Below are 21,050 nucleotides of genomic sequence, written 5' to 3' on the forward strand. Positions count from 1 at the left end.
TGCTCGCTCACTTCGCAGGGGCGCCCTGAGGAAGCGTTGCGAGTTGCGCTTTGCACGTTGCGGCGAGGTTGTCCTTTGCCGACGCGTTTTGCGCCGTCTCGCGCCATGCCGCTTGCATCGCCTTGAAGCCAGGCTCGCGAGCTGCACGAGATTCGGATGGAAGCGTGTCGAGAAACGCTTCCATCTTCTCGATGTACGCGTCGCACTCGGTAATGCCGACGGCTCCTTCGGATGTTGCGACGGCTCCTTCGTCCGTCTTTTCCTTCGCGCAGCCCATCGTTGCGAGGGCCAGGAGCAAAAGCGCGGTCGTTACTTTCCACATCGTGTCCGTCTCCATCGAGCATGCGGCATCGTTTCGCCGTGCGGATGGTGCCACATGCCGATCCGTCGACAAAACTTGTCGCATCGGAACGCGTCAGCCGCGCACGAGGAGAATCGCGTGTTCCTGGCGAGGTCGCGCAGCGAATACCCTTCGCGTGGGCTCGTGAAAGTGCGGGCGTTCTTGCGATGCAACCGCCCCGAAGCGCAAGTGCGTGTTCGACAAGACGCGGCGAATGGAATCCACCGCGTAGATGGGTTTTCCCGCGATCACGCTGTCGGCCAAGAGCAGCACCGCGAACGCGGATTTCACGAGCACGCGATCCATCGCGACAAGTGCCGCACCGATCTCGCGTTCCCAACGAACGACGCCTTCGATCGGGCCCAGCGTATCGAGCTTTCGACGCGCACCGATTTCGTTTGACGCGAAACGATCCGCTCGAAGACCGAGCCAGCGCAGACGCGCTTCGTGATGCGCGAGGTAATCGTAAACGCCAGGGTAGGGGGGCGACGTGACCACGAGGTTCACTGCGTGATCGGCGATCCCTGCAAGCACGCGGGCATCGCCTTCGAGCACGCGTGCTTCGGGGGCCTTGGCCAGCGTGGGCGCGACTTCGCCGAGTCGTTTCGCGAGCTCTTCTGTTTTGCGCACGAAGAGGCGCGCTGCGAAACCCGCCGCAATCCGCCGCGGAAGCTCGCGGTTCGACGTGTCCGACGTGCGACGGCTGAGCTTGGTGAGCATCGATGACAGCACGAGCTCCAGGTCGGCACGAAGCGGAGACGGCGTACGGTCGATGCCTGCGCGCAGGCCGTCGAGCTCGAGCAGGACGTGCCGATCGAAGAGCTCGAGGTCGTCCTTGCCGTAACGCTTCGTGGGGCCGGCCTTCGCGCGCCGGCGCTCGTCCGCGTGTGCAGCCGCGGCACGAGCCATCTCGACGAGGGCACTGCGCTCATCTTCAGAAGCTTCTCGCAACTTGCGCGATGCGAGCCTCACGGCGAGAGGATTGGCGTCTACACCGAGGGCACGACGTCCGGCGAGACGCGCTTCGACGAGCACGGTGCCGCTGCCGCAAAACGGATCGAGAACGACGTCGCCCGCGCGGGAGAACGATTCGATGATGCGTCGGGCCGTGAGCGGATGCATGCGTGCCGGGTAGCTGTGAAACCCGTGCACGTGCGCTCGAGCGGCTTCCTCGGCGACTTCGGATGTAGGGACGTCGAGCGCTGCGGCGAGCTGTGAACCGAGTGCGGCGTCGCCCTCGATGTGGACTTGGCCACCCACGTGCGACAACGCGCGCCGTACGTTTGGTTTGTCGCGACGATCGTTCACAGCCGCTCGCGTTTTTGCTCTCGAGCCATCGCTTCGGCTTCGGCTTCCGCTTGCGCTTCGGCTTCTGCGGCGAGGTCTTCGTTGGCGGTGGCTGCGCTGGGCGTGGCGACGCGCAGGCGGGCTCGATACGCGTGGTTGCCGTCGGGCCTCACGAGGTCGCTTGCTTCGAGCAGCGCGAGCAATTCTTCGGCTTGCGCTTCTTCGATGCGTAGCGCTTCTGCGAGCGAGCCTGCGGTGACGGCGGTGCTGCTTTGTTCGACGACATCCGTCGCTGCGGCCATCCACGCTTCATCGATGGCGGCCGGGATCTCCTTGCTTCGAGCGGATGCGCGTGACGCGAGAAAAGCCGTCAGTGCTGCGAGGGGTCCAGCCGTGAAGAGGGCTGCGACAAAGATCCACAGCCCCAGGTTCCAGCCAGCAGCGAAGCTGATGACCGCGGCGAGGGCGAGCATTCCAAGCACACCGGCGGCGGACAAACCCGCAGCGATGGCTCCGGCGCGGTTTTTTGCGCGGCTCTTGCGCGCGGCTTCGGCGCGCTTCAATGCGGCCAGTTCTTTTGCACCGCGGCGTTTTCGTGGCGCATGCAAGGGCACTCGAGGCCCCCCGCACACGTCGCAGCGATAACGAAACTCGGGATCGGTTGAGCAACCTGTCGTGGATCCGCAGAGCGGGCACGTATCCATGCGTTGCGATGTTCCGCATCTTGGACAAACGGCTGCGCCGCTGGGAACGCTTGCGCCGCAAGCTTTGCAATCAGTGTTTGTCGGGGCGCTCGTCACGATGTTTTGAAGGCGAAAGGTTGCGCGTCGCCGCCGCGCCTATCGAGCCCCGCTGATTGAACTCGGCCGAGGACATCATTGCCAGCATGTAATCCGGGGCCGTTCACTCGGCCAGGGGGTCGAAGGTGGCATCTGAAGAACTACGACGCGGCTGAAAACGGTCGAGCTCGGTGAGGCGTTTGGTGGAATTGGCAAGCGGCATGGCGCCGGCCTGCGTGCAAAGATGCGGCGTATGCAGGGACGTTGGACCCGGACGGGCCGAAGCGCAGCCGTTTGGCGAATCGCCGCGGCGTACGCGCTTCTTGCTTGTTTTGCCGGCGCGCTGGCGTTCGTGCTGCGCGACGGCGCGCCATGGGTGCATCCGGACCCGTGGATGTCCGCGACCCCTCTCACGGCGACCCTGACGAGCGCGCTTTGCGGCATCGGGACAGCGGCCATCGTCGTGGTATCGACGCGTGTCGCCGTCGGACGTTTCGCATGGGCACAAAGGCTGCACGCCGAGCTTCGCCCCGTCGCGCAAGACCTGACGGTTGGACAAATTTTCCTTCTGGCTGGCCTTTCGAGCCTCGGGGAAGAAATTCTTTTTCGCGGCCTCATGACGCCCGCCCTTGGCGTCATTGGGTCATCGGTGCTTTTTGGTGTGCTGCACCAAGTTCGAGGCCCCAGTCGCTGGGTTTGGATTGCTTGGGCTACGGCGGTCGGGCTCGTGCTCGGGACGATCTTCGCGGCAACCGGATCGCTCGTCGGGCCGCTTTTGGCCCATGCCGTCGTGAATGCCGTCAACCTCGGATACTTGCGGGATCACGACCCCGAGGCAAACGGCCGCGCCGAGCGCGTGGTTTGACCGGCGCCTCACCCCCAACCCCCTCTCCCCCTCGCTACGCTCGGCGGAGAGAGGGAGCCAGAAGGCGTTTTCGTAGCAGGGGGTTCGGGAGAGGCTAAGCTCGGACCATGACGCAACGAAGGCGCATCGTCGTGGCCATGAGCGGAGGAGTCGACTCGTCCGTCGCTGCCGCTCGCCTTTGTGATGCAGGTTATGACGTCATCGGCGTCACCCTGCATCTATGGGATTACCCCGACGATCGCAGCGAGCGCGGGCGGTGCTGTGCTCCAGAAGACCAGCACGACGCGCGCCGCGCCGCCGATCACCTGGGCATCCCGCATTTCACGTTCGATCGCCGCGAGCTGTTCAAGTCGCACGTCGTCGATCCGTTCGTCGAAGCGTACGTCGAGGGGCGAACGCCCAGTCCCTGCATCGCGTGCAATCGTTCCGTGAAGATGCGCGAGCTCTTTCCGCTCGCAGCACGCCTTGGGGCCGACCAAATCGCGACGGGTCATTACGCGCGAACGGTGACGGGTTCGGACGGAAAAACGCGACTTTTTCGCGGCAAAGATCGCGTGAAGGATCAAAGCTATTTTTTGCACATGTTGCGTCAGGACGAACTGACGAAGCTCGTGCTGCCTCTTGGCGACGCGACCAAGGAAGAGGTGCGAGCCGAAGCCATCGCGCGACGTTTGCCTCGCGCGGACAAAGGGGAAAGCCAGGAGCTTTGTTTCGTGCCGAATGGACGTTACGGAGCGTTCGTCGCTGATCGCGCGGGCCAAGAGCGCGTTCGCCCGGGTCCCATCGTCGACGATCGAGGTCGGGTCGTTGGGCAGCACGATGGGGTGCATCTGTTCACGATTGGTCAACGCAAAGGCATTGGCGTGGCGCTCGGGCGCCCTGCATTCGTCGTAGGCATCGATCCTGACGACGCCACCGTGAAGCTCGGTGACGAGCGCGCGCTTTATGCAACGGGTGCTCTGCTTCGAGACGGCGCGTGGAGCGAGGACGTGGTTTTTCCTTTGGACGCGGACGTTCGTGTGCGCGCGCGTCACGAGGGGCAACGCGCGACGATCGAGCGCAGCGTGGATCCGTCGACCGGAATCGAAGTCTTCGTGGCGCGGTTTCATCAGCCTGTGAAGGCGGTTTCTCCAGGGCAGATCGCGGTCGCCTACGATGGCGAACGTGTTTACGGAGGCGCGCTGATCACGGCGGCCCTTCACGACGACGGGAGCGGAGCGGCATGAAACCCATTTTGCTCGCCTCGCTGTTTGTCCCGGCCGTTTGCACCGGCTGCTCGCTCGGACAAGGCGAGGGCGACGTCAAGAGCGATGCACTTTTCGCGCGCGATTGTTGGTACGACGCCTACGATCTGCAGCCGGACTTCTTTGCCGCAGTCCCCTATAGCCCCAGTTATCGCGACGACTTGGATGTGCAGGTCCCCTACCGCGATACGGTGAACATTCGCGTTCAGCGTGGGACGGACATGCAAGAGGTGTCCGACGGCATGACGGTGCTGGTGCAGGACGTCAAGCGAGTGCGCAAGGATCTCCTTGGTCAACCGCTCGCCGTGACGTTGCCGGCAGGCGTATTGCCACCGGGCGCGACGCTTCCCCCGCCGCCTCCTGATGGATCTGCGCCGCCCGAGCCCACGCCGGCGATCCACATGGCGCTTTACCTTCAGCGCTCGTGCCACAACCAAAACGCCGTTCTTTACGCGGTCGACGGCACCATCACGTTCCATTCGCTCTTCAGCGGCGATCCGAATGAAGACGAGGCGTCGGACAAGTTCACGAACGCCGAATTTTCGGTCGAGATGGGGGACCCTCGAGATGCGCCCGTGGGAGCGCTGGCAAGCGAGATCCCAGACGATCGCAGGTCGCTCGTGACGGGTTTCTTTCGATTCTACTTCGAGCGTGGGCAGCCTGGGCAGCCATTTCCCTGAACGCGTAAAGCACGCCTCTTCTGCGTGCATGCTGCCATCCTGAACACCGGAGCAACGCGACCTTTTTTCGAGTCGAATGGAAAAAGGGAGCGATTTCGCGTTAGCATCATCGTCGCGTCATGGCCTTACCTCCGCCTCGACCTGCGGCTGCCCGAACGGGCGGACCAGCGGCAGCGACAACGAACGCCCCCTCTTCGTCGTCCTCTTCTGGTCCTCGCTCGAAGGATGCCGACAAGGACCAACCGAAGACGTTTTTCCTCGGTCGATACCGTGTGGTCGACGAGATCGGCGTCGGCGGCATGGCCAGCGTGCATCTCGCGCGCATGGACGGCCCAGGCGGGTTTCAGAAGTGGGTCGCGATCAAGCGCATCCATCCGCATCTCGTCGAGGATGACCAGTTCGTCGACATGTTCCTCGACGAAGCTCGCATCGCCGCGGGCATCAACCACGCAAACGTCGCGCAGGTCTTCGATCTCGGCAAAGACGACAACACGTACTGGATCGCGATGGAGTACCTCCATGGCGAACCTTTGCGCGAGGTGATGCGGCAGGCTGAAGAGCGGAGGATGAACATCACGCCCGAGCTCGCGGCGCGCATCTGCGCCGACGCGGCCGAGGGGCTTCACGCGGCGCACGAGTTGCGCGGGAAAAACGGCCAACTCCTCGGACTCGTTCACCGCGACGTCACGCCGCACAACCTGTTCGTCACGTACGACGGCTACACCAAGGTCGTCGACTTCGGCATCGCCAAAGTGGCCGATCGTCTTGCGTCCACGCGCGCCGGAACGCTCAAGGGAAAACTCGCCTACATGTCGCCCGAACAGGTGCGAGGTGCGGATGTCGATCGAACGACCGACGTGTTTGCCCTCGGCGTGGTCCTTTGGGAGCTCACGACAAACCAGCGTCTTTTCCGCATGGACACCGACCTCGACACGCTCGAGAAGGTGCAAGCCTGCATCGTGCCGCCGCCGTCGTCGATCATCCGGGGCTATCCGCCGGGCCTCGAGCAGGTCGTCTTGAAGGCGCTCGCAAAAAACAAGAAGGATCGTTACGCGACGGCGCGTGAGTTTTCCCGCGCGCTTCAAGGCTTCTTGATGCAGCGCGGATCGTTCGTCGGTCCCGAAGAAGTTGCTCAGTTCGTCCGCGGCATATTCAACGACCGTATTGCCAAGCGTGATGCGCATCTCACGTGGGCTGCCGAGGTCACGTCGAACATCGACATCGACAAACTTCGTGCGCAGCAAGGCGGCGGCGATGTGCTCGAAGTGCTCGACGACGACGACAAGAAGGGTCGCAACGCCACGTCGAAGGCGCCGTCGCAGTCGCATTCGCAACCGATCGCGAGGGGCGCATCGGGTCTTCCGGCGCCGAACGAACGTTCGTCGGTGTCGGGCCTCATGGCAGCCGATTCGCTCATGGATGATGACGAGGACATTCCCACGACGGTGGCGACTCGTGATCACATGGAGAAGGCTGCGGCGGCGGGTGCGATGCGTATGCCCGGCCCGGCGGATTTCCGCACGGGGCCGAAGCCCGCGGCAGGCATGCCGGCGGCGGGCATGGCGACGACACCGATGCCCGCGTATCCGGGTCCTGGTGGCCGAGACGAACGCACGGCGGCGCTTCCGAGCGGCATGGGTGCTGGCGAGGACTTTGACGATCTCAACTCGACGATCGCGATGCCGGCGAATGCCAAGATCCCCGATCCCGGTCCGCCGAGAAACTTCAATCAACCCCCCAAGCCGGCGGCTGGTTTCGGCGGTTTTTCGCCGCCAACGCCGTCGCAACCTCCGCCGGGTTTCAACGGACAACCCGTATCCGCGCAGCCGGGTTACGGTTTCGGTCAGCCGCCGCCGCCGAATTTTCAGCCGCAGCAACCGACGGCTGCGTTTCCAAGCGTTCCGCCGTCGGGGCCCACGCCGCATCAGCAACAACAGATGGCGCAGGCGATGTACGGTCGCGGTGGGCAGTCGCAAATCGAAACGGCGATGTCGCTGCCACGTCCCGATCCGGCGCAGCTCTGGATGGCGCAGCAACAGGCCGCCGGTTTGCACCAGCCGAAACGCAACACCGGCGTGCTCATCCTCGTCGTGACGCTCGTCGCGCTCAGCATCATCGGCATCGGCGTCCTCGTTTATTTCAAACTCAAAGCACCAGCGCCTTCTACTCCGACGAAGGTGCCAGAAACGACGAGCGCCCCAAGTGCCGTCGTGCCTGCAGCCACGACACCTGCACCCGTGGCGACACCCGCGCCTACGCCAGCGCCAGAGGCAAGCGCATCGGCCGCGCCTGCCGAGCAACCTCAGGCAGCCCCGACGACACCGCCGGCAGCCGTGCCCGCTGGCACCGCCGCGGCCAAACCTGCAGGCACGCCAGCTCCAGCGGCAACGCCAACAACGACGGCTCCTGCAGGCGGCGGCGAACCAGGCTTCTTGACCATCGTGTGCAACCCCTTCTGCGACGACGTGCTCGACAACGGCCGATCGCTCGGCCCTTCGCCGATCGTGCATCTCTCGGTCAAACCCGGCTCGCATCGTGTCACGCTGAAGAAGGGCACGATGACCAAGACCGTGTCCGTCATCGTCGTTTCCGGTCAGGTCACCGCGCAGCGCGTCTCCATGAAGTGACCGCGGTTTGGGCCTTCAAACCGTTCGTAAAACCTCGCCATGTCGAGCGCCGCATCGATGCGTGCGCGCGCGCTTTGACCTAAGTTGCTGTCCCTATGATCCAGCGATCGCGAAACGCTCGCCCCAAGGGACATGCAAATGCGCCCGGTCGAACGGAAGAGAAGGTCGTGCGCATCGACACGTTGGCCGCTGGCGGGGCGGGTGTAGGCAGTCTCGAGGACGGCCTGCGCGTCTTCGTTCCAGGCACCGCTCCGGGCGAACACGTCGTCGCGGCCATTCAACGGGGCAACTCTCCTGCGCGCGGCCGCTTGCTTCGGATCGTCGAGCCTGGGCCGGATCGCCGAGAGCCACCGTGCCCACATGTCGAAAGCTGCGGCGGGTGCGACTTCATGCACCTTTCAGAAGCGGCTCAACAGCACTGGCATGCCGAAATCGTTCGCAATGCCGTCGCGCATGCGATCGGTTCGTCGCCTCCGCCCATCCGCGTTCATCCCGCGGCCGAGCCGCTTCGATATCGCACCCGAGCTCGGCTCTTCGTGCGCAATGAGCGAGGCCGCATGCGCGTCGGTTATCGCGCCGCGGCGTCCCATCAAGTCGTCGACGTCCGCTCTTGTGTCGTGCTCGACCCGTCCATCGCCGTGGCGCTCGACGATGTGCCCGCCGTTTTGGCTGGATCCACCGGTGAAGGTGACGTCCAGATCGCGCGCGGCGCAGCAGGGCGTCTGTGCATCGACGTGGTTTGGCGTGGCGAACTGTCTCCGAGCGCGTGGGCTGCGATGGATCAGCACATCAAGAGCGGAGCGTGGGCAGGAGCTCGCGTGCGTCTCGACGGCGTCAAGGTGCCAGCCACCTTTGGCGACCCGCGCGCGATCCTCGAAGGCGCCGACGGCGAGCCGCTCGTGATCGCGGCCGGCTCGTTCGCACAACCCTCCGACGAAGGTGCCAACCAATTGGCCCGGCGCGTGTTCGATCTGTGCCGCAGCGATCCCGATGCTCCGGCGACGACCGACAGCGCTTCGCTCGGCACGGTCGTCGAGCTCTTTTCTGGCAGTGGTACGTTCTCCGTGCTTCTCGCACGCGCGGCGACTGCGTTTTTCTCCGTCGAAGCGAGCGAGGAAGCAGCCACGGCTGCGCGGCAAAACCTATTGGCGCGAGGTTTGTCCGGAAAAGTCACCGTTGCGGACGCCGACAAGTTTCCCATTGCTTCGAGCGCCGATGTCGTCGTCCTCGATCCACCGCGATCGGGCGCGGCTGGAGCTGCTGCGGCGATCGCTTCTTCGCGCGCCACCCGCGTCGTCTACGTCGCATGCGATCCAGCCACGCTTTCTCGCGATCTCGGCACCCTCGTCCGCGCCGGGTTTGCCCTCACGCACCTCGAGACGGTCGAGCTGTTCCCGCAAACCAGTCACGTCGAGACCCTTGCGCGCCTCGTTCGCTCGCGCGGCGAAGGCCGTCCTTCTCGGGCTCGTCGCGACTGACTGCGCTATCCTGCCCGCGCATGATCCACCGCGTCGACGATCGGCTTCGGGACGAAGCGCGCCGCTTTCGGCTCGTATTCGCGTGTGACGATTGCGCGCAATACGATGCCGAACGCGACCGTTGTTCGCTCGAATATCCGCACGCGATGCATCGCGCTCGGGATTTGGATCACTGCTCGGAAGTCACTTTTTGCAAAGCATTCGAACTGCGTTGAGCTCCGAACGAGGTTTGTCGCAAAGTAACCTGTCTGGCCGTGATGGTCGGTCGCATCCACCGTCGCTTCGGCGTCTCGTCGAGCGCACGGTACGGGATGACAAACTCTTTGCGCGGGGCGACGTGGTGCTGGTCGCTTGTTCGGGAGGACCGGATTCGACGGCGCTCCTGCATGTATTGGCGCTTTTGCGCAAGACCTTGGGCCACGTCGTCGTCGCGCACGGAGTCGATCACGGCCTCAGGCCCGAGGCTTCGCGCGAGCTCGCGATGGCGGGCGATCTCTGCAAAAAGCTCGACGTATCGTTTGAGGTCACACGGGTTGACGTCGCGCCTGGATCGAACTTACAAGCTCGTGCTCGCGAGGCGCGGCATCAAGCGCTTCAACGAGCGGCCATTCGAGCGGGAGCGTGCGTCGTTGCGACGGGCCACACCGCCGATGATCGTGCGGAAACCGTGCTCTTGCGTCTTTTGCGTGGAGCCGGTCCGCGCGGTCTTGCCGTTCTTTCCTCGCGTGCGTCGTCACCCGTGATGCTGGAAAAACCGCAAGAAGCCCGCGACTTGATTCGCCCGATCATCCGTGCGCGACGCAGCGACGTCATGGCACACGTTCGGCGACACGATCTCGCGTGCGCGGAGGATCCATCCAATGCCGATCCGCGCTTTTTGCGCGTACGCATTCGCCGCGAGCTTTTGCCGCTGCTCGAGGACATGTCGCCGCGTGTCATCGACCATCTCTGTGCACTTGCGGACATGCTTTCCGAGGTCTGTCCGGACGAAGACCCGCTTGCAGAGCTTGGGCGGGCGCAGCGCGACATGATCGAGCGGGCGCGTCGATCAGGTGAACGAAGTGTGAAGATTCGTAAGAAGGGGGGGCAAGATGTGGACGTAGCCTTTGCAAAAGGAAAAATCGTCCTTATCGACAGGGATTGATTCGGTTTGGGGCGGCGGACGCCATCGGCGTTCCGACTCCGCACATCGGGTCGCTGCGCTTTCGTCGACGGGCTTGCTGCCGCGTGGCATGCTGGTCTCGATAAGCGTTACATTTGAACGCAGTCTATTCGTTCCCACTCAGGAGTTCGGGGCGAAGGGCGCCGAAGGCGACCCGGAGCCACAAAAGTTCAACCTGAGGCGAGCCTCCCGAGGGTTTTCGTGAAGCAATCGCACAAGACGCTGCTGCTCTGGGTCCTGCTGATCATGATGTTTCTCGTGATCTGGCAGTTTTTGAGCCCGGATCGGCCGCCTGCTACGCAAGTCGCATTCAGTCAATTCATGGCTCAGGTTCACGCTGATCGCGAAAAAGAGCCGCACGTCGAGAACGTCACGATCAAGGATCGTGAATACACGTTTTGGGTGAAAGACCCGAAAACCAACTCGAAAACGAAGCAAGTGACGATTGGCCCGGTCGCCAACGATGCACTCACCAAGGACCTCGTCGAACACAAGGTTGCGGTGAGCTTCGAGAAGGAAGACGCGTCGCCGTTCTGGTCGGGCGCGCTCGTGACCATCCTGCCGATGGTTTTCCTTTTGGTGATGTTTTACCTGTTCATGCGGCAGCTTCAGGCCGGCGGCGGCAAAGCGATGAGCTTTGGCAAGTCGCGCGCGCGGCTTTTGTCCGAGTCGCAGAACAAGATCACGTTCGCCGACGTCGCGGGCATCGACGAAGCCAAGGACGAGCTCGAGGAAATCATCGCGTTCCTCAAAGATCCGAAGAAGTTCCAGAAGCTCGGTGGACGCATTCCCAAAGGCGTCCTTTTGATGGGTCCGCCTGGTACCGGTAAAACCCTCCTCGCCAAGGCCATTGCAGGCGAAGCGGGCGTTCCGTTCTTCTCGATCTCGGGCTCGGACTTCGTCGAAATGTTCGTTGGCGTCGGCGCAAGCCGCGTGCGTGACCTCTTCGAGCAAGGCAAGAAGCATGCGCCTTGCATCATCTTCATCGACGAGATCGACGCTGTGGGTCGCCATCGCGGCGCGGGTCTCGGCGGTGGTCACGACGAACGCGAGCAGACGCTCAATCAGCTCCTCGTCGAGATGGACGGCTTCGAATCCAACGAGGGCGTCATCATCATTGCCGCGACAAACCGTCCCGACGTGCTCGATCCTGCAATCCTGCGTCCGGGCCGTTTCGATCGCCGCATCACCGTGAACCGTCCCGACATTCGCGGTCGCGAAGGCATTCTCTCCGTGCACACGAAGAAAGTTCCGCTCGGCACCGACGTCGTGCTCGAAACGATTGCGCGAGGCACGCCTGGGTTTGTCGGGGCAGACCTCGAGAACCTCGTCAACGAAGCGGCGCTTCTTGCTGCTCGACAGGACAAGGACTTCGTTTCGATGATCGACTTCGAGATGGCCAAGGACAAAGTCCTGATGGGCTCCGAGCGTCGCTCGATGATCATCTCCGAGGAAGAGAAGTGGAACACGGCTGTCCACGAAGCTGGTCACGCCATCATGATGATCGCGAACGAGCATCATGATCCCGTCCACAAGGTGACGATCATTCCGCGCGGGCGAACGCTTGGCGTCACGATGCCGCTGCCTCGTGGCGACGTCCTGAGCCGCACGAAGGAGCAGTTCGAGGCGCAGATTCAATCGGCGCTCGGTGGGCGCATTGCAGAAGAGATCTTCTTCGGCAAGCTCACGACCGGTGCGTCGAACGATATCCGCCAGCTCACGCACATCGCGCGGGCGATGGTGTGCGAGTACGGCATGAGCAAGCTCGGGCCGCTTGCGTACGGCGGCGAGGAAGGCTCGATCTTCCTGGGCCGTGATTACACGCAGCGCAGCCAGGACTACTCGGACGAAACTGCGCGTCAGATCGACGAAGAGGTTCGTCGCATCATCGACGAGCAGTACCAGATCGTGAAAAACACGCTGCTCGAGAAGCGTGATCGCCTCGAAGCGATTGCGAAGGCGCTGCTCGAACGCGAGGCGCTCGATGCCGAGGAGCTGAAGACTGTCTTCGAAGGTGGCGAGCTTTCCGAAAAACAACGCGTCGTCATCCCGACGTACGCGGAGCGCGAGAAGGCAGCGAAGGAAAAGCGCCGCCAAACCAGCATCTTCGGTGCTCCCAAGCCCGCCCCGAGCACTTGATCGCTTCACCCCCCTAGAGGCGTTGAGCCCATTGCAGAGGCGTTGAGCCCATTGCACCCGGCGCGGGGTTAAAACCCCGCGCTACACATTCAAAAGTCCCTCACTACCGTTCGGGACTGGCGTTGTGCGGTTTGCGATCATCATCGAGAATCCCGCACGATTTTGCAATTGCAGGCCTCGCCATACAACCATGACGTTAGTCCGAGCGCGGCAGCGCGAGGCTTGTCTGAGCGCGGGTTTTACCCGCGGGCCTGGCGAGGTACGCGTCCGAGTCTTGAAACGGCCTCTTCAACCCGCCGCGTGGTAGCGTGGACGCGCAGGGTGACGCGTTTCGCGACAGCCTCTAAAACCCCGCACTACACAATCAACGTCCGATCACGGCGCCTTCAGCGTCGCCTGCAAGTACCCAAAGTGCTGCGCGCTCAGGCGTCCTCGTCCCGATGCTTCCAAGATGTTCTTTGCCCCGTCGCCCGTGATGAACAGCCCGTAACCCGCATCGATCGTGAGCGGTTGCCAGAACCGCATGCCGACGCCCAGGTCGAGCTGATGACCCAGCACGTGCGACTCGTTCGTCGATGAAGCGCCGATCGCAACGAGCGACGCCGACGTCCAGCGACCTTTGGGCTCGGCCAACCCAACGAAGCGGTATCCGACATTGATGCCGACAGGTTCGGCAGGACGAACCGCGATGTCCCCGCCCGCCACGATCGAGTTGGACCACGCGTAGAGGCCCATGAGGTTGTGACCGGGGCGTTTGTCCGGAGTGATCGGATCGAAGCGCGTTTGAACCGCGGCAGGATCGGTGCTGCCGTCGTCGCCCGATGCGTACGCGGCTTCTGCACCGAACGTCATGTGCCAAGGCAAAGCCGTTTCCCATGTTGCACGACCGGCGGCCGCAAAAGCACGCAAGTCTCGGTTCACCTCGAAGCTCGAGATCCGCCCAAGCTCGTAGGCACCTTCCACCGAGTAGCGAAAACCGCGCTTGTCCCCGGACAAACGAGCGGACAGGACAAACGTGTCGCTGGGCGTGAGATCGTTCGCTACCGGAGCTCGAACGACCCGCGCGAGAGAGCCAATTTCAGCATTGAGCAGCGGCATCGCATGCCACGCGACGCGCAACCCGTAAAGCTGACTGCCCGTCGTCGCCGGGAACGCCGAAGACGTGTTGGTGGACGGGGACGCACCACCCGCCAAACCCCCCAAGCCGCCGATTCCCAAGCCTCCGATGCCGGCCCCGATCAGCGCGGCAAACGCGTCCACGTCGAAGCGCTTCCAGGACAAACCGAAACGCGCAGCGTCGAATGCGCGCGGGTACTGCAGAAAGTCGCCTTCACCCACGAGCCGTCCATCGCCCCACACGATGCGTTGTCGTCCCACCCGGAACCACACACTTCGCTTCTTCGAGTGGATGTCGATGAACCCCTCGAAAAGCCCAAGGCTGCTGAAGTATTCGTTCTGCGTAATGCCAAAACCAACAACGTTGGACCCCGCATACGTGCGTGAGTCCTGCAGCACGAGTTGCGCCGTGACCGCGCCCCGGTCGACACCGAGCCCGATGCGAGCTCGCGACGTCGCGGCCCATTGGTTCGGATAAAGCGGCGTCATGTACGTCGGCGCATCGAAGCGCGGCGGCAGGTTCGACTGGTAGGCATCCCCGAGCACCGCGGAGCTCGTGAAGTACGCGCCACCAATGTCGAACGGAGCCTCGCGGTATTCGCCTCGCACGCGCAGCTCGACCGACGGCCGAAACGTAAAGCTGCCGATCGGGATCGATTCCGGCAGCGGCGTCGCTTGGGCCAAAGCCGTGCAGCTCAGCGCGAGCACCGCGATGGTGGAACCGAATGAAACGAGTGCGTGCGTGGTCGGTCGCGTCATGCGTGGGCGGTGGTTCCGTAAGCGGTGGCGGACGAGCGCGTAGATCGGCGCTCGCGGAGCTTATGCGCCGCGAAGGCGCGCGACAAGGAGCCACGCCGCCCTCAGCCGCACTGCAGCACGCTTCCCCAAAGCTCGTAGTTCGATCGGCCTCGTTGCACGAAAACCACCGCCACGTGATTGCCCACGACCCCCACCATGCCTTGGCCCAAGTTTGCAAACGGAGGCGAAAGCACGATCGGGTCTCCAATGACGGCGAAGTTCGCGCCAAACGTTTGAGCTCGTACGGCTTTCGACCCCGACGAACCCTCGGTCCACACGAGCACCCATCGACCATCGGCAAGACCAGCGATCGACGCGTAATTCGCATCTCCTCCGGGGCCTCCAGCAGGCACCGCGAATGCCGTCGTCGTTTCGGGAATCTTCCCCAGCGGCGCACGCCCCATGCGAACCTTCCACGGACCTCGATCCTGCTCGCTGTACACGATCGCGACCTCCCGACCATTGAAACCGATCACCGGTTCGCTCACTTGGCCCCCCGAGCCAGCCACATGCATGAGATTGGTCGCCGTCTTGCGATCCGCACCGAGCATGCCCGCGAAGACCTTCTGTTGTCGGGACGAACCCGTGCGCAACGCCACGACGAAACCTCGATTGCCGAGCGTCAGGGCGCGAAGGCCACTCGGATCGTCTCCCACGGGCCATAACCGAGTTGCCACGCCGCTCGGTTGATCGGACAGCGCAACCTGAGCTTGCGATATGCCCAGGTAAAACGGTTTTTCGGCGCTCACCGGAATGAGCGACTTCAGGCTTCCCGGTGCTTCCGTCGTTGAAATGAAAAAGCCTTTGCCCGTGGGCGTTACGCGCGCGATTTCGGACGCGGCCTTGTCCACGTAATCTTCGTCGATCTGGCCCGTGGCTGGCGTCACTTCGATGCCAACGGCTTCGTCGTCGCTTTTTGCATAACCAATCGCAACTTTGCCGGACGCGAGCGCCAGCAGCTCGAAAGGAATGCTCTTCGATACGACCGGAGCGTATCGCGCCGGCTGTTTGGCAACCCAGCACGGCTTGGGAGGTCCGGGAAGACCATTTTGAAGCACTCGAACGGCATCACCAATGCCCGCGCGTGCCGTGGGGGCATTGATTGCATTCGGTTTGACCGAACAGCGCCCCACGAAAAACGCACCAATGACCATCGTGATGAGTAGCCCGCCGCTCATGAGCAGAGCATTCAAAGGAAGCTGTGCGGGTACGGGATCTGCCGGCGCTGGAGGTTGCACGGCGCGAAGTGCGAGCGACGTTGCGGCCTGCGGCGTCGCCGACGGCAAACGAACGAATTGGCCATCGGGAAGCGCCGACGCTGGAGGCGGCAGCGGCGGCGGCTTGATTTGCAGTAGCTCGCTCGCGGCGGACTTCTGCATGAGCGCCGGACCGAGCACTTTCCCAAGGAAATCCGCTGCCAAGCGAATCGTTCGGCTCACCTCGTGCGGACGCTTGTCGGCATCGTCCGCAGCGGCGTCGTCCACGTCCGGCAGCATGGCCGTCGGCGCTTGTTCGCGCACCTTCGGCGGCTCCGGCAAGTCCGCCGATTGCAGCATCGCTCGCGCATACGCCGGGTCGAGCTCCTGCGTCGTCGTTCCAAAATCGGGCGATGGCTCCGTGGGCGGTGGGCCCTCCTGCGCAGCTTCGTACCGAGCCGCCTGCTGCTGTGCGTACGACTCCATCAAGCCCGGCGGCGCTTCGCTTCGTAGCGTCGTGCCCGCGCTCGATCGTGCTTTTTCGCCACGAGCTTCGACCGCACCATCGCCCTTGTCGCCCGAAGGCTTCACGACCCGCAGGCTCAGCGCGTTCTTTTCGAACTGAAACGTCGTCGATTCCGTCGTTTCTTCCGTCGGTCGACGTTCTGCATGGGGGCTCGGTGGCGGCGCGGTTCGCACCGTGCTCGTACGCGACGGCTGCACTTGCGGCGTCGCTCCTCGAGGGCTCGGCGCCTCGCGCGCTGCCGTTTCCACCGGCGGCTCGGGCCGCTGCACCGACTTGTCCTTGCCCGGAACGTTCGTCGTCTCGTCGTCCGAGATCGACCACTCCTTGTCGATCGCGCTCGTCGATGGTGCACGTGGAGCCGGCGCTGCGGCTGGTGAACGAATGGGCCCGCCCTGACGCGGCGCTGCCGGTTGCTTCGTTGCGCCTTCCGACGGCACACGAGGCGGCGCGGGAATCGCGGGCCCAAAATTCGGACGCAACGTCTTCGTTCCTGTCGGCTTTGCGCTCCCTGCGGCAGGCCGCGGTGGCGCCACGCTCGGCGTGCGTTTCTCTTTCGCCGAAGCTGCAGCCGCCGCAAGCACGTCGCTTGGGCTCAGCCCATGAAGCGTCGCAGCCGTCAGCATCGGACCGGCGCCGCTTGCCGACGGCCCTGGTGCACTTGCTGCAGCCATTGCATTCGCCGCGGCATCCGGCGCGTTCGCGGCTTCTGGAGCCTTCTCGCTCGCTCGGTTCCCGCCGCCCGTGGGCACCACGTTCGCGAATTCCGCCACCGACATGGCCGGCATCCACGCGCTCATTCCTTCGCGCCACACCAGCGTCGATGGAGGCAAAACCCCGCTCGCGATCGCTGTTCGCAGCTCGTCCTCGCCAACGAGACGCTGCTCGCCTTGGTCGTCGGCCCACCGCCACATGTCGGACTGGCTCAAGCACGCCCCCTTGGCGCGTTTACAAAAGCGCTCGGTTGGCGCTGTTCGATTCGGTGTCCGACGGCCACTTCGCGAGAATCGTACCCATCATTTCGGAAGAAAGGCCAATTTTTGTCTGCCCACGCAACTCGACCCCCGCTCGTGACGATGGACCAGTGATGCCTTCATCGCACCTCGTCTCCGCTCTCGCCCGTGCCGTCACTGCCGCAGTACTCGATGCGCTGAGCCCTCCGGCGTGCGCTGCATGTGATCTTCCCATCTCATCGAGGCACGTGTTTTGTCCCGCATGTGCGGCAACCCTCGTTCGTGATTCACCTCATCCTGACGGATCCATTGCATTTGGATGTTTTGGAGGTGCCATTGCGAAGGCATTGACGCGATTCAAGTACGAAGGGCGAGCGGATTTGGCTAGGCCGCTTGGACAATTGCTCAGGCGCGCGGTTATGGATGCAGACATTCGAGCCGACGTGGTCGTGCCCGTGCCGCTTCATCCGCGGCGACTTGCCGAACGAGGCTACAATCAATCGGCATTGCTTGCGCGTGCCGTTGCCGAGCAGCTCGAAGTGCCATTTGCTCCGCGTGCGCTCGAACGTCGTCGCGAAACGGCGCAACAGGCGCGCTTGGGACGAGCCCAGCGATTGGCGAACATGGCCGAGGCATTCGATGTACGCGACGTATCGGCCGTGCAATCGCGCCATGTGCTCCTGGTCGACGATGTGCTCACGACCGGGGCCACGTTATTGGCGTGTCGGCAGGCGCTCATTGCAGCAGGAGCTGTCAACGTGACATCGGTTTGTCTTGCGCGAGCGGGGAAGGGGTGAATGACGTAATGGCTGTTCAACCTTTCGCTTGGGGCCCTGAGCTCTTGCCAGCGTCGGGCGCTGCCAGAACACGCACGACCACGTCGAGTGCTCGCATGGTGGCGCGCCAGCCTGCATAACGTGCAAGCGTGCGTGTGAGTTGTGCCGAGCGTTTGGCAGCGAATATGAACGATTCGAGCGCGCGTTGCCGTTCGCGCCGAAAGCTTAGGAGCACCCCATGCAGCAATTCGAGATTGGCGTGTGCCCAGAGGTCGAATGCGGACGATGACTCGCGGTTGCGATAATCAATGGTGCATGCACCGAGTAAACGATCATATGCATCGAGGCCTTCGGGAGAGACATCTCGTTGTAAGAGATAGATCGTGGCGTGAAGAATGTGTCCACCCAGCACGGCACGCCGAATATGTCTATCCCCCGGATCCCGCTTCCTACATGCCTCGGCCGTAGCCGCAGCTCGTTTGAACATCCTCAAGGCCGCACCTAGGTCGCCGTTGCCCGACTGGGCAGCGCCTATCATCATCTCGAGACATGCACGCTCATAAAGCCAGCGTATCTCGTTCGGGTTCTCTTGCTCCCATGAAGCGAGTTGCATTTGCGCTCGGCCCAGAACCTCGAGCGCCTCAGCAGATCGCCCGGCCAGTGTGAATTGCAGCGATACATTTCTACCATGATCGAGTAGCAAGCCGCGTAATCGCGGATTTCGGGGATCGGCTTGCAGTTCCAGCTCATCGTATTCAATGGCCCGTATCCAATCCGAAATCCCCCCTTCTCTATCCGACAACAATTCGCGAATTCGTGCTCGTGCTGCATACGGAGCGCTTCGATCACGCGTGAATCGATGCTCTGGATATTGTTCCACCACGATGATTGCATTGTTCGCAAATACCAGAGCCGCTTGGAAATCCCCCTGTGACCTTGCCGCAGCGCGACTTGCATCGTTGTACAAGTATTGCGCATCCAACGACAACGGTGTCGGAAGCGCCCCAGCGGCTCGCACGTCTGCGTCGAGGACATCCGCCGCTCTCTTCGCGGCCTCGAAACGCTCCGCACGCAGCAAAGCGCGCACCAGTTCACCACGCAAAAAAATACGCCTCTCGATTGACGCTCGGTCGCCGGCCCCTTCGAGCCTCGAGATATGTTGCCCCAACGCATCGGGATCCACGAGGTCCGATGCGGCGTCGTCGAACGTCGGCACCTTGCGCTGCGACTCGGGCGCCTCGAACCGATCGACATCGCTCTCTTCACTTGGTTCGGCGATGAACGCTCGAATCGAAAACAAGTCCGGTGCCAAGTCACGCAATCGCAACTTCAGCGATGCGCGCCCCTCGACGATGATTGCACCTTCGAGCCGTTTTCGATATCCATCCCGTCGCTCGTTCATCGCCATGAAAAGCAGCGTTGCGTGTTTTTCCCATTCCGCAGCCGTACCCTTTACCCCGTCCGCCCGAATCCAATGCAGCCCCGGCTGGTCGCCTCGTGCCAAATCGATTCCAAGCGGCACGAGACCCGTCGGCTCGGGTTCGTGCTGATAGAACGCTACGCCATGCTCCTTGCACCAGGCCTCCCCCGCCTCACGCATGCGCACCCGTGGTGCTTCCGCATCCGTCGCGACGAGCGCAAACCAAAAGCCCGATTGGTTATCAAGATGAAAATGCAGGCGCTCGAGCGCTTCGGTCAGCGTTTCGCTCATGTGCCGAGAACGACGTTTTTGACGAGCGGATGAACGTCGTACCAAAAGTCATCGTTCAAGTAACACAGCAAGAGCCCCGCATCGAGAAATCGCAAAACGTACTCCCGCTCCTTGCCTTCCAAATCTTGCAGGCCCTGCGTCATGGCCACGCGACGAAGCACCGCGATCTCGTCTTTGTACAGAGGCATGTATGCGCGGCGCGCTACGCTCACCACTTTGTCGGCAGCATTGGGCAGAACCCCTCGACCAGCCAAATGAATGGCTTCGATGAGCATATTGAACAGGTCGCGCAAGTGGCCGCCCGACGCCATGATGAGCTGTTCGAGCGCCGCTTGATTCGGCAGCATCAGATCCCAGCGACCTCGCCGCTTCACGAGCCGAACGATACGGTCGACCACCTCCGTGCGCTGCCCCCGTCGATCGACGACACGATATGCCGGCCACGCCTCGACCTTGCCATTCATGAATTGTGCAGCGAGATTATCGGCCTTCACGGCAAGGAACGCCGGAACGCTGATGATCATGTGCGTATCGGGCAAACCAATTCGTTGCCCATGCGTAAAAAACATCTCCTCGACGCTGCGGCGTACCATCTCGGCGCGCTCCACACTGCCGCGCAAATGCTCGAGCGAATCCAGAATGACGACGAGTCGCGCATTTGGGCCGTGACGCTCACGAAGCGCTTCGAGCACCTTGCGGTGGTGCGTACGAACGTCGTTGACGAGCTGCTCGAGACGACCCGAAAACGCATTGCGCACACGTTCACGAAAATCCGCATCGCTCTGAAGCGCGAGCTTCAAGTCACCCGCCGGCGTCTTGACGGTCGCCTCTTTGGCCTGGATGTTTGTCGATAATATATTCTGCAATCGTTCCCAGAAGCTTTTTTCGAGACCCTTATCCTTGCCAAGAAGCCGATCGCTCGTCAGCTTGTCGCTGATTGCGCCCGCAACGATGAGCAAAAAATCTCGAATGTCGACCGACGAATGCATGTCGACGTATTCATCCAAGTTGACGCGAATGACGATATGTCCCGCCTCCCAAAGGTCCTTCTCCAGGCGCGAGAACTCGGTTGTCTTGCCCGTCCCGCGAAAGCCCGCAACGAGCTGGACGCTCTCGGTACCACTGAACTCCACGGTATCGAGCAGGCGCTTTACAGGATCATGATCGTCATCGTGTAACGGTTCGTAAAGTTTGCGATCTTCGGCATCGAGCAAGTCGAGCGGCCGGTCACGGAGAGATTGGAAGAACGCTTTCTGCGTGGCTCGAAACGCCGGGTCGACCATGGGCGCCGATCCTACTGGGGGCAAGCTCGGCTGTCAACAACGTGGTACATTCGGCGCTCGCCGCTCTGCCCTCTTGCCCCCACCCATTCCGAA

General features: G+C 62.7%; 16 protein-coding genes. 9 read left to right on the forward strand and 7 right to left on the reverse strand.

Annotated elements, in window-relative coordinates; translation table 11 throughout:
• Positions 1-7: 7 nt before the first annotated feature.
• From IPM54_33700 to IPM54_33710, 3 genes are all read right to left on the reverse strand, one after another.
• A complete protein-coding gene (locus IPM54_33700; protein ID MBK9264726.1) occupies positions 8-337 on the reverse strand; it encodes a hypothetical protein in 330 nt (109 codons plus the stop codon).
• Positions 338-415: 78 nt separating this feature from the next.
• Positions 416-1,648, reverse strand: coding sequence for a site-specific DNA-methyltransferase (locus tag IPM54_33705; protein MBK9264727.1), 1,233 nt, complete (start codon positions 1,646-1,648; stop codon positions 416-418).
• Positions 1,645-2,241, reverse strand: coding sequence for a hypothetical protein (locus tag IPM54_33710; GenBank protein MBK9264728.1), 597 nt, complete (start codon positions 2,239-2,241; stop codon positions 1,645-1,647). Before IPM54_33710 ends, IPM54_33705 begins: the two co-directional genes overlap by 4 nt.
• A 418-nt stretch (positions 2,242-2,659) precedes the next feature.
• Here IPM54_33710 and IPM54_33715 point away from each other — a divergent pair, with 418 nt between their 5' ends.
• The 8 genes from IPM54_33715 to ftsH all read left to right on the forward strand — a co-directional run bounded on the left by IPM54_33715 (position 2,660) and on the right by ftsH (position 12,601).
• Positions 2,660-3,271: a CPBP family intramembrane metalloprotease gene (locus IPM54_33715; protein ID MBK9264729.1), complete on the forward strand. Its 612-nt coding sequence runs from the start codon at positions 2,660-2,662 to the stop codon at positions 3,269-3,271.
• Positions 3,272-3,408: 137 nt separating this feature from the next.
• Positions 3,409-4,497: a tRNA 2-thiouridine(34) synthase MnmA gene (mnmA, locus tag IPM54_33720; GenBank protein ID MBK9264730.1), complete on the forward strand. Its 1,089-nt coding sequence runs from the start codon at positions 3,409-3,411 to the stop codon at positions 4,495-4,497.
• Positions 4,494-5,195: a hypothetical protein gene (locus tag IPM54_33725; GenBank protein ID MBK9264731.1), complete on the forward strand. Its 702-nt coding sequence runs from the start codon at positions 4,494-4,496 to the stop codon at positions 5,193-5,195. The genes mnmA and IPM54_33725 overlap by 4 nt, the downstream gene beginning before the upstream one ends.
• Before the next feature lie 119 nt (positions 5,196-5,314).
• Complete coding sequence (locus IPM54_33730; protein ID MBK9264732.1) at positions 5,315-7,822, forward strand: protein kinase; 2,508 nt, start codon at positions 5,315-5,317, stop codon at positions 7,820-7,822.
• A gap of 95 nt (positions 7,823-7,917) precedes the next feature.
• Complete coding sequence (locus tag IPM54_33735; protein ID MBK9264733.1) at positions 7,918-9,300, forward strand: class I SAM-dependent RNA methyltransferase; 1,383 nt, start codon at positions 7,918-7,920, stop codon at positions 9,298-9,300.
• Between the two features lie 20 nt (positions 9,301-9,320).
• On the forward strand, positions 9,321-9,515 hold the full coding sequence (locus IPM54_33740) for a hypothetical protein (protein ID MBK9264734.1): 195 nt from the start codon (positions 9,321-9,323) through the stop codon (positions 9,513-9,515).
• A 29-nt stretch (positions 9,516-9,544) separates the two neighbouring features.
• Positions 9,545-10,444: a tRNA lysidine(34) synthetase TilS gene (tilS, locus tag IPM54_33745; protein ID MBK9264735.1), complete on the forward strand. Its 900-nt coding sequence runs from the start codon at positions 9,545-9,547 to the stop codon at positions 10,442-10,444.
• A 264-nt stretch (positions 10,445-10,708) separates the two neighbouring features.
• Positions 10,709-12,601 (forward strand): ATP-dependent zinc metalloprotease FtsH, encoded by a 1,893-nt coding sequence (ftsH, locus tag IPM54_33750; protein ID MBK9264736.1) that lies wholly within the window; start codon positions 10,709-10,711, stop codon positions 12,599-12,601.
• 375 nt (positions 12,602-12,976) lie between these two features.
• On the opposite strand, the gene IPM54_33755 is transcribed toward ftsH, so the two are convergent.
• Together IPM54_33755 and IPM54_33760 are read right to left on the reverse strand one after the other, a co-directional pair.
• The gene (locus IPM54_33755) at positions 12,977-14,476 is read right to left on the reverse strand and encodes an alginate export family protein (protein MBK9264737.1); all 1,500 of its coding nucleotides are present in this window, start codon (positions 14,474-14,476) and stop codon (positions 12,977-12,979) included.
• Between the two features lie 101 nt (positions 14,477-14,577).
• The gene (locus IPM54_33760) at positions 14,578-17,163 is read right to left on the reverse strand and encodes a DUF4339 domain-containing protein (protein ID MBK9264738.1); all 2,586 of its coding nucleotides are present in this window, start codon (positions 17,161-17,163) and stop codon (positions 14,578-14,580) included.
• Between the two features lie 158 nt (positions 17,164-17,321).
• Between IPM54_33760 and IPM54_33765 the strand changes: the two genes are divergently transcribed.
• Positions 17,322-17,984 (forward strand): ComF family protein, encoded by a 663-nt coding sequence (locus IPM54_33765; GenBank protein MBK9264739.1) that lies wholly within the window; start codon positions 17,322-17,324, stop codon positions 17,982-17,984.
• Between the two features lie 16 nt (positions 17,985-18,000).
• Here the strand turns inward: IPM54_33765 and IPM54_33770 are convergent, their stop codons facing one another.
• Together IPM54_33770 and IPM54_33775 are read right to left on the reverse strand one after the other, a co-directional pair.
• On the reverse strand, positions 18,001-19,674 hold the full coding sequence (locus IPM54_33770; protein ID MBK9264740.1) for a hypothetical protein: 1,674 nt from the start codon (positions 19,672-19,674) through the stop codon (positions 18,001-18,003).
• Positions 19,671-20,957: a hypothetical protein gene (locus IPM54_33775; GenBank protein MBK9264741.1), complete on the reverse strand. Its 1,287-nt coding sequence runs from the start codon at positions 20,955-20,957 to the stop codon at positions 19,671-19,673. The genes IPM54_33770 and IPM54_33775 overlap by 4 nt, the downstream gene beginning before the upstream one ends.
• Between the last annotated feature and the right edge of the window lie 93 nt (positions 20,958-21,050).

The sequence above is a fragment of the Polyangiaceae bacterium genome, assembly GCA_016715885.1.
Lineage (GTDB): Bacteria > Myxococcota_A > Polyangia > Polyangiales > Polyangiaceae > Polyangium.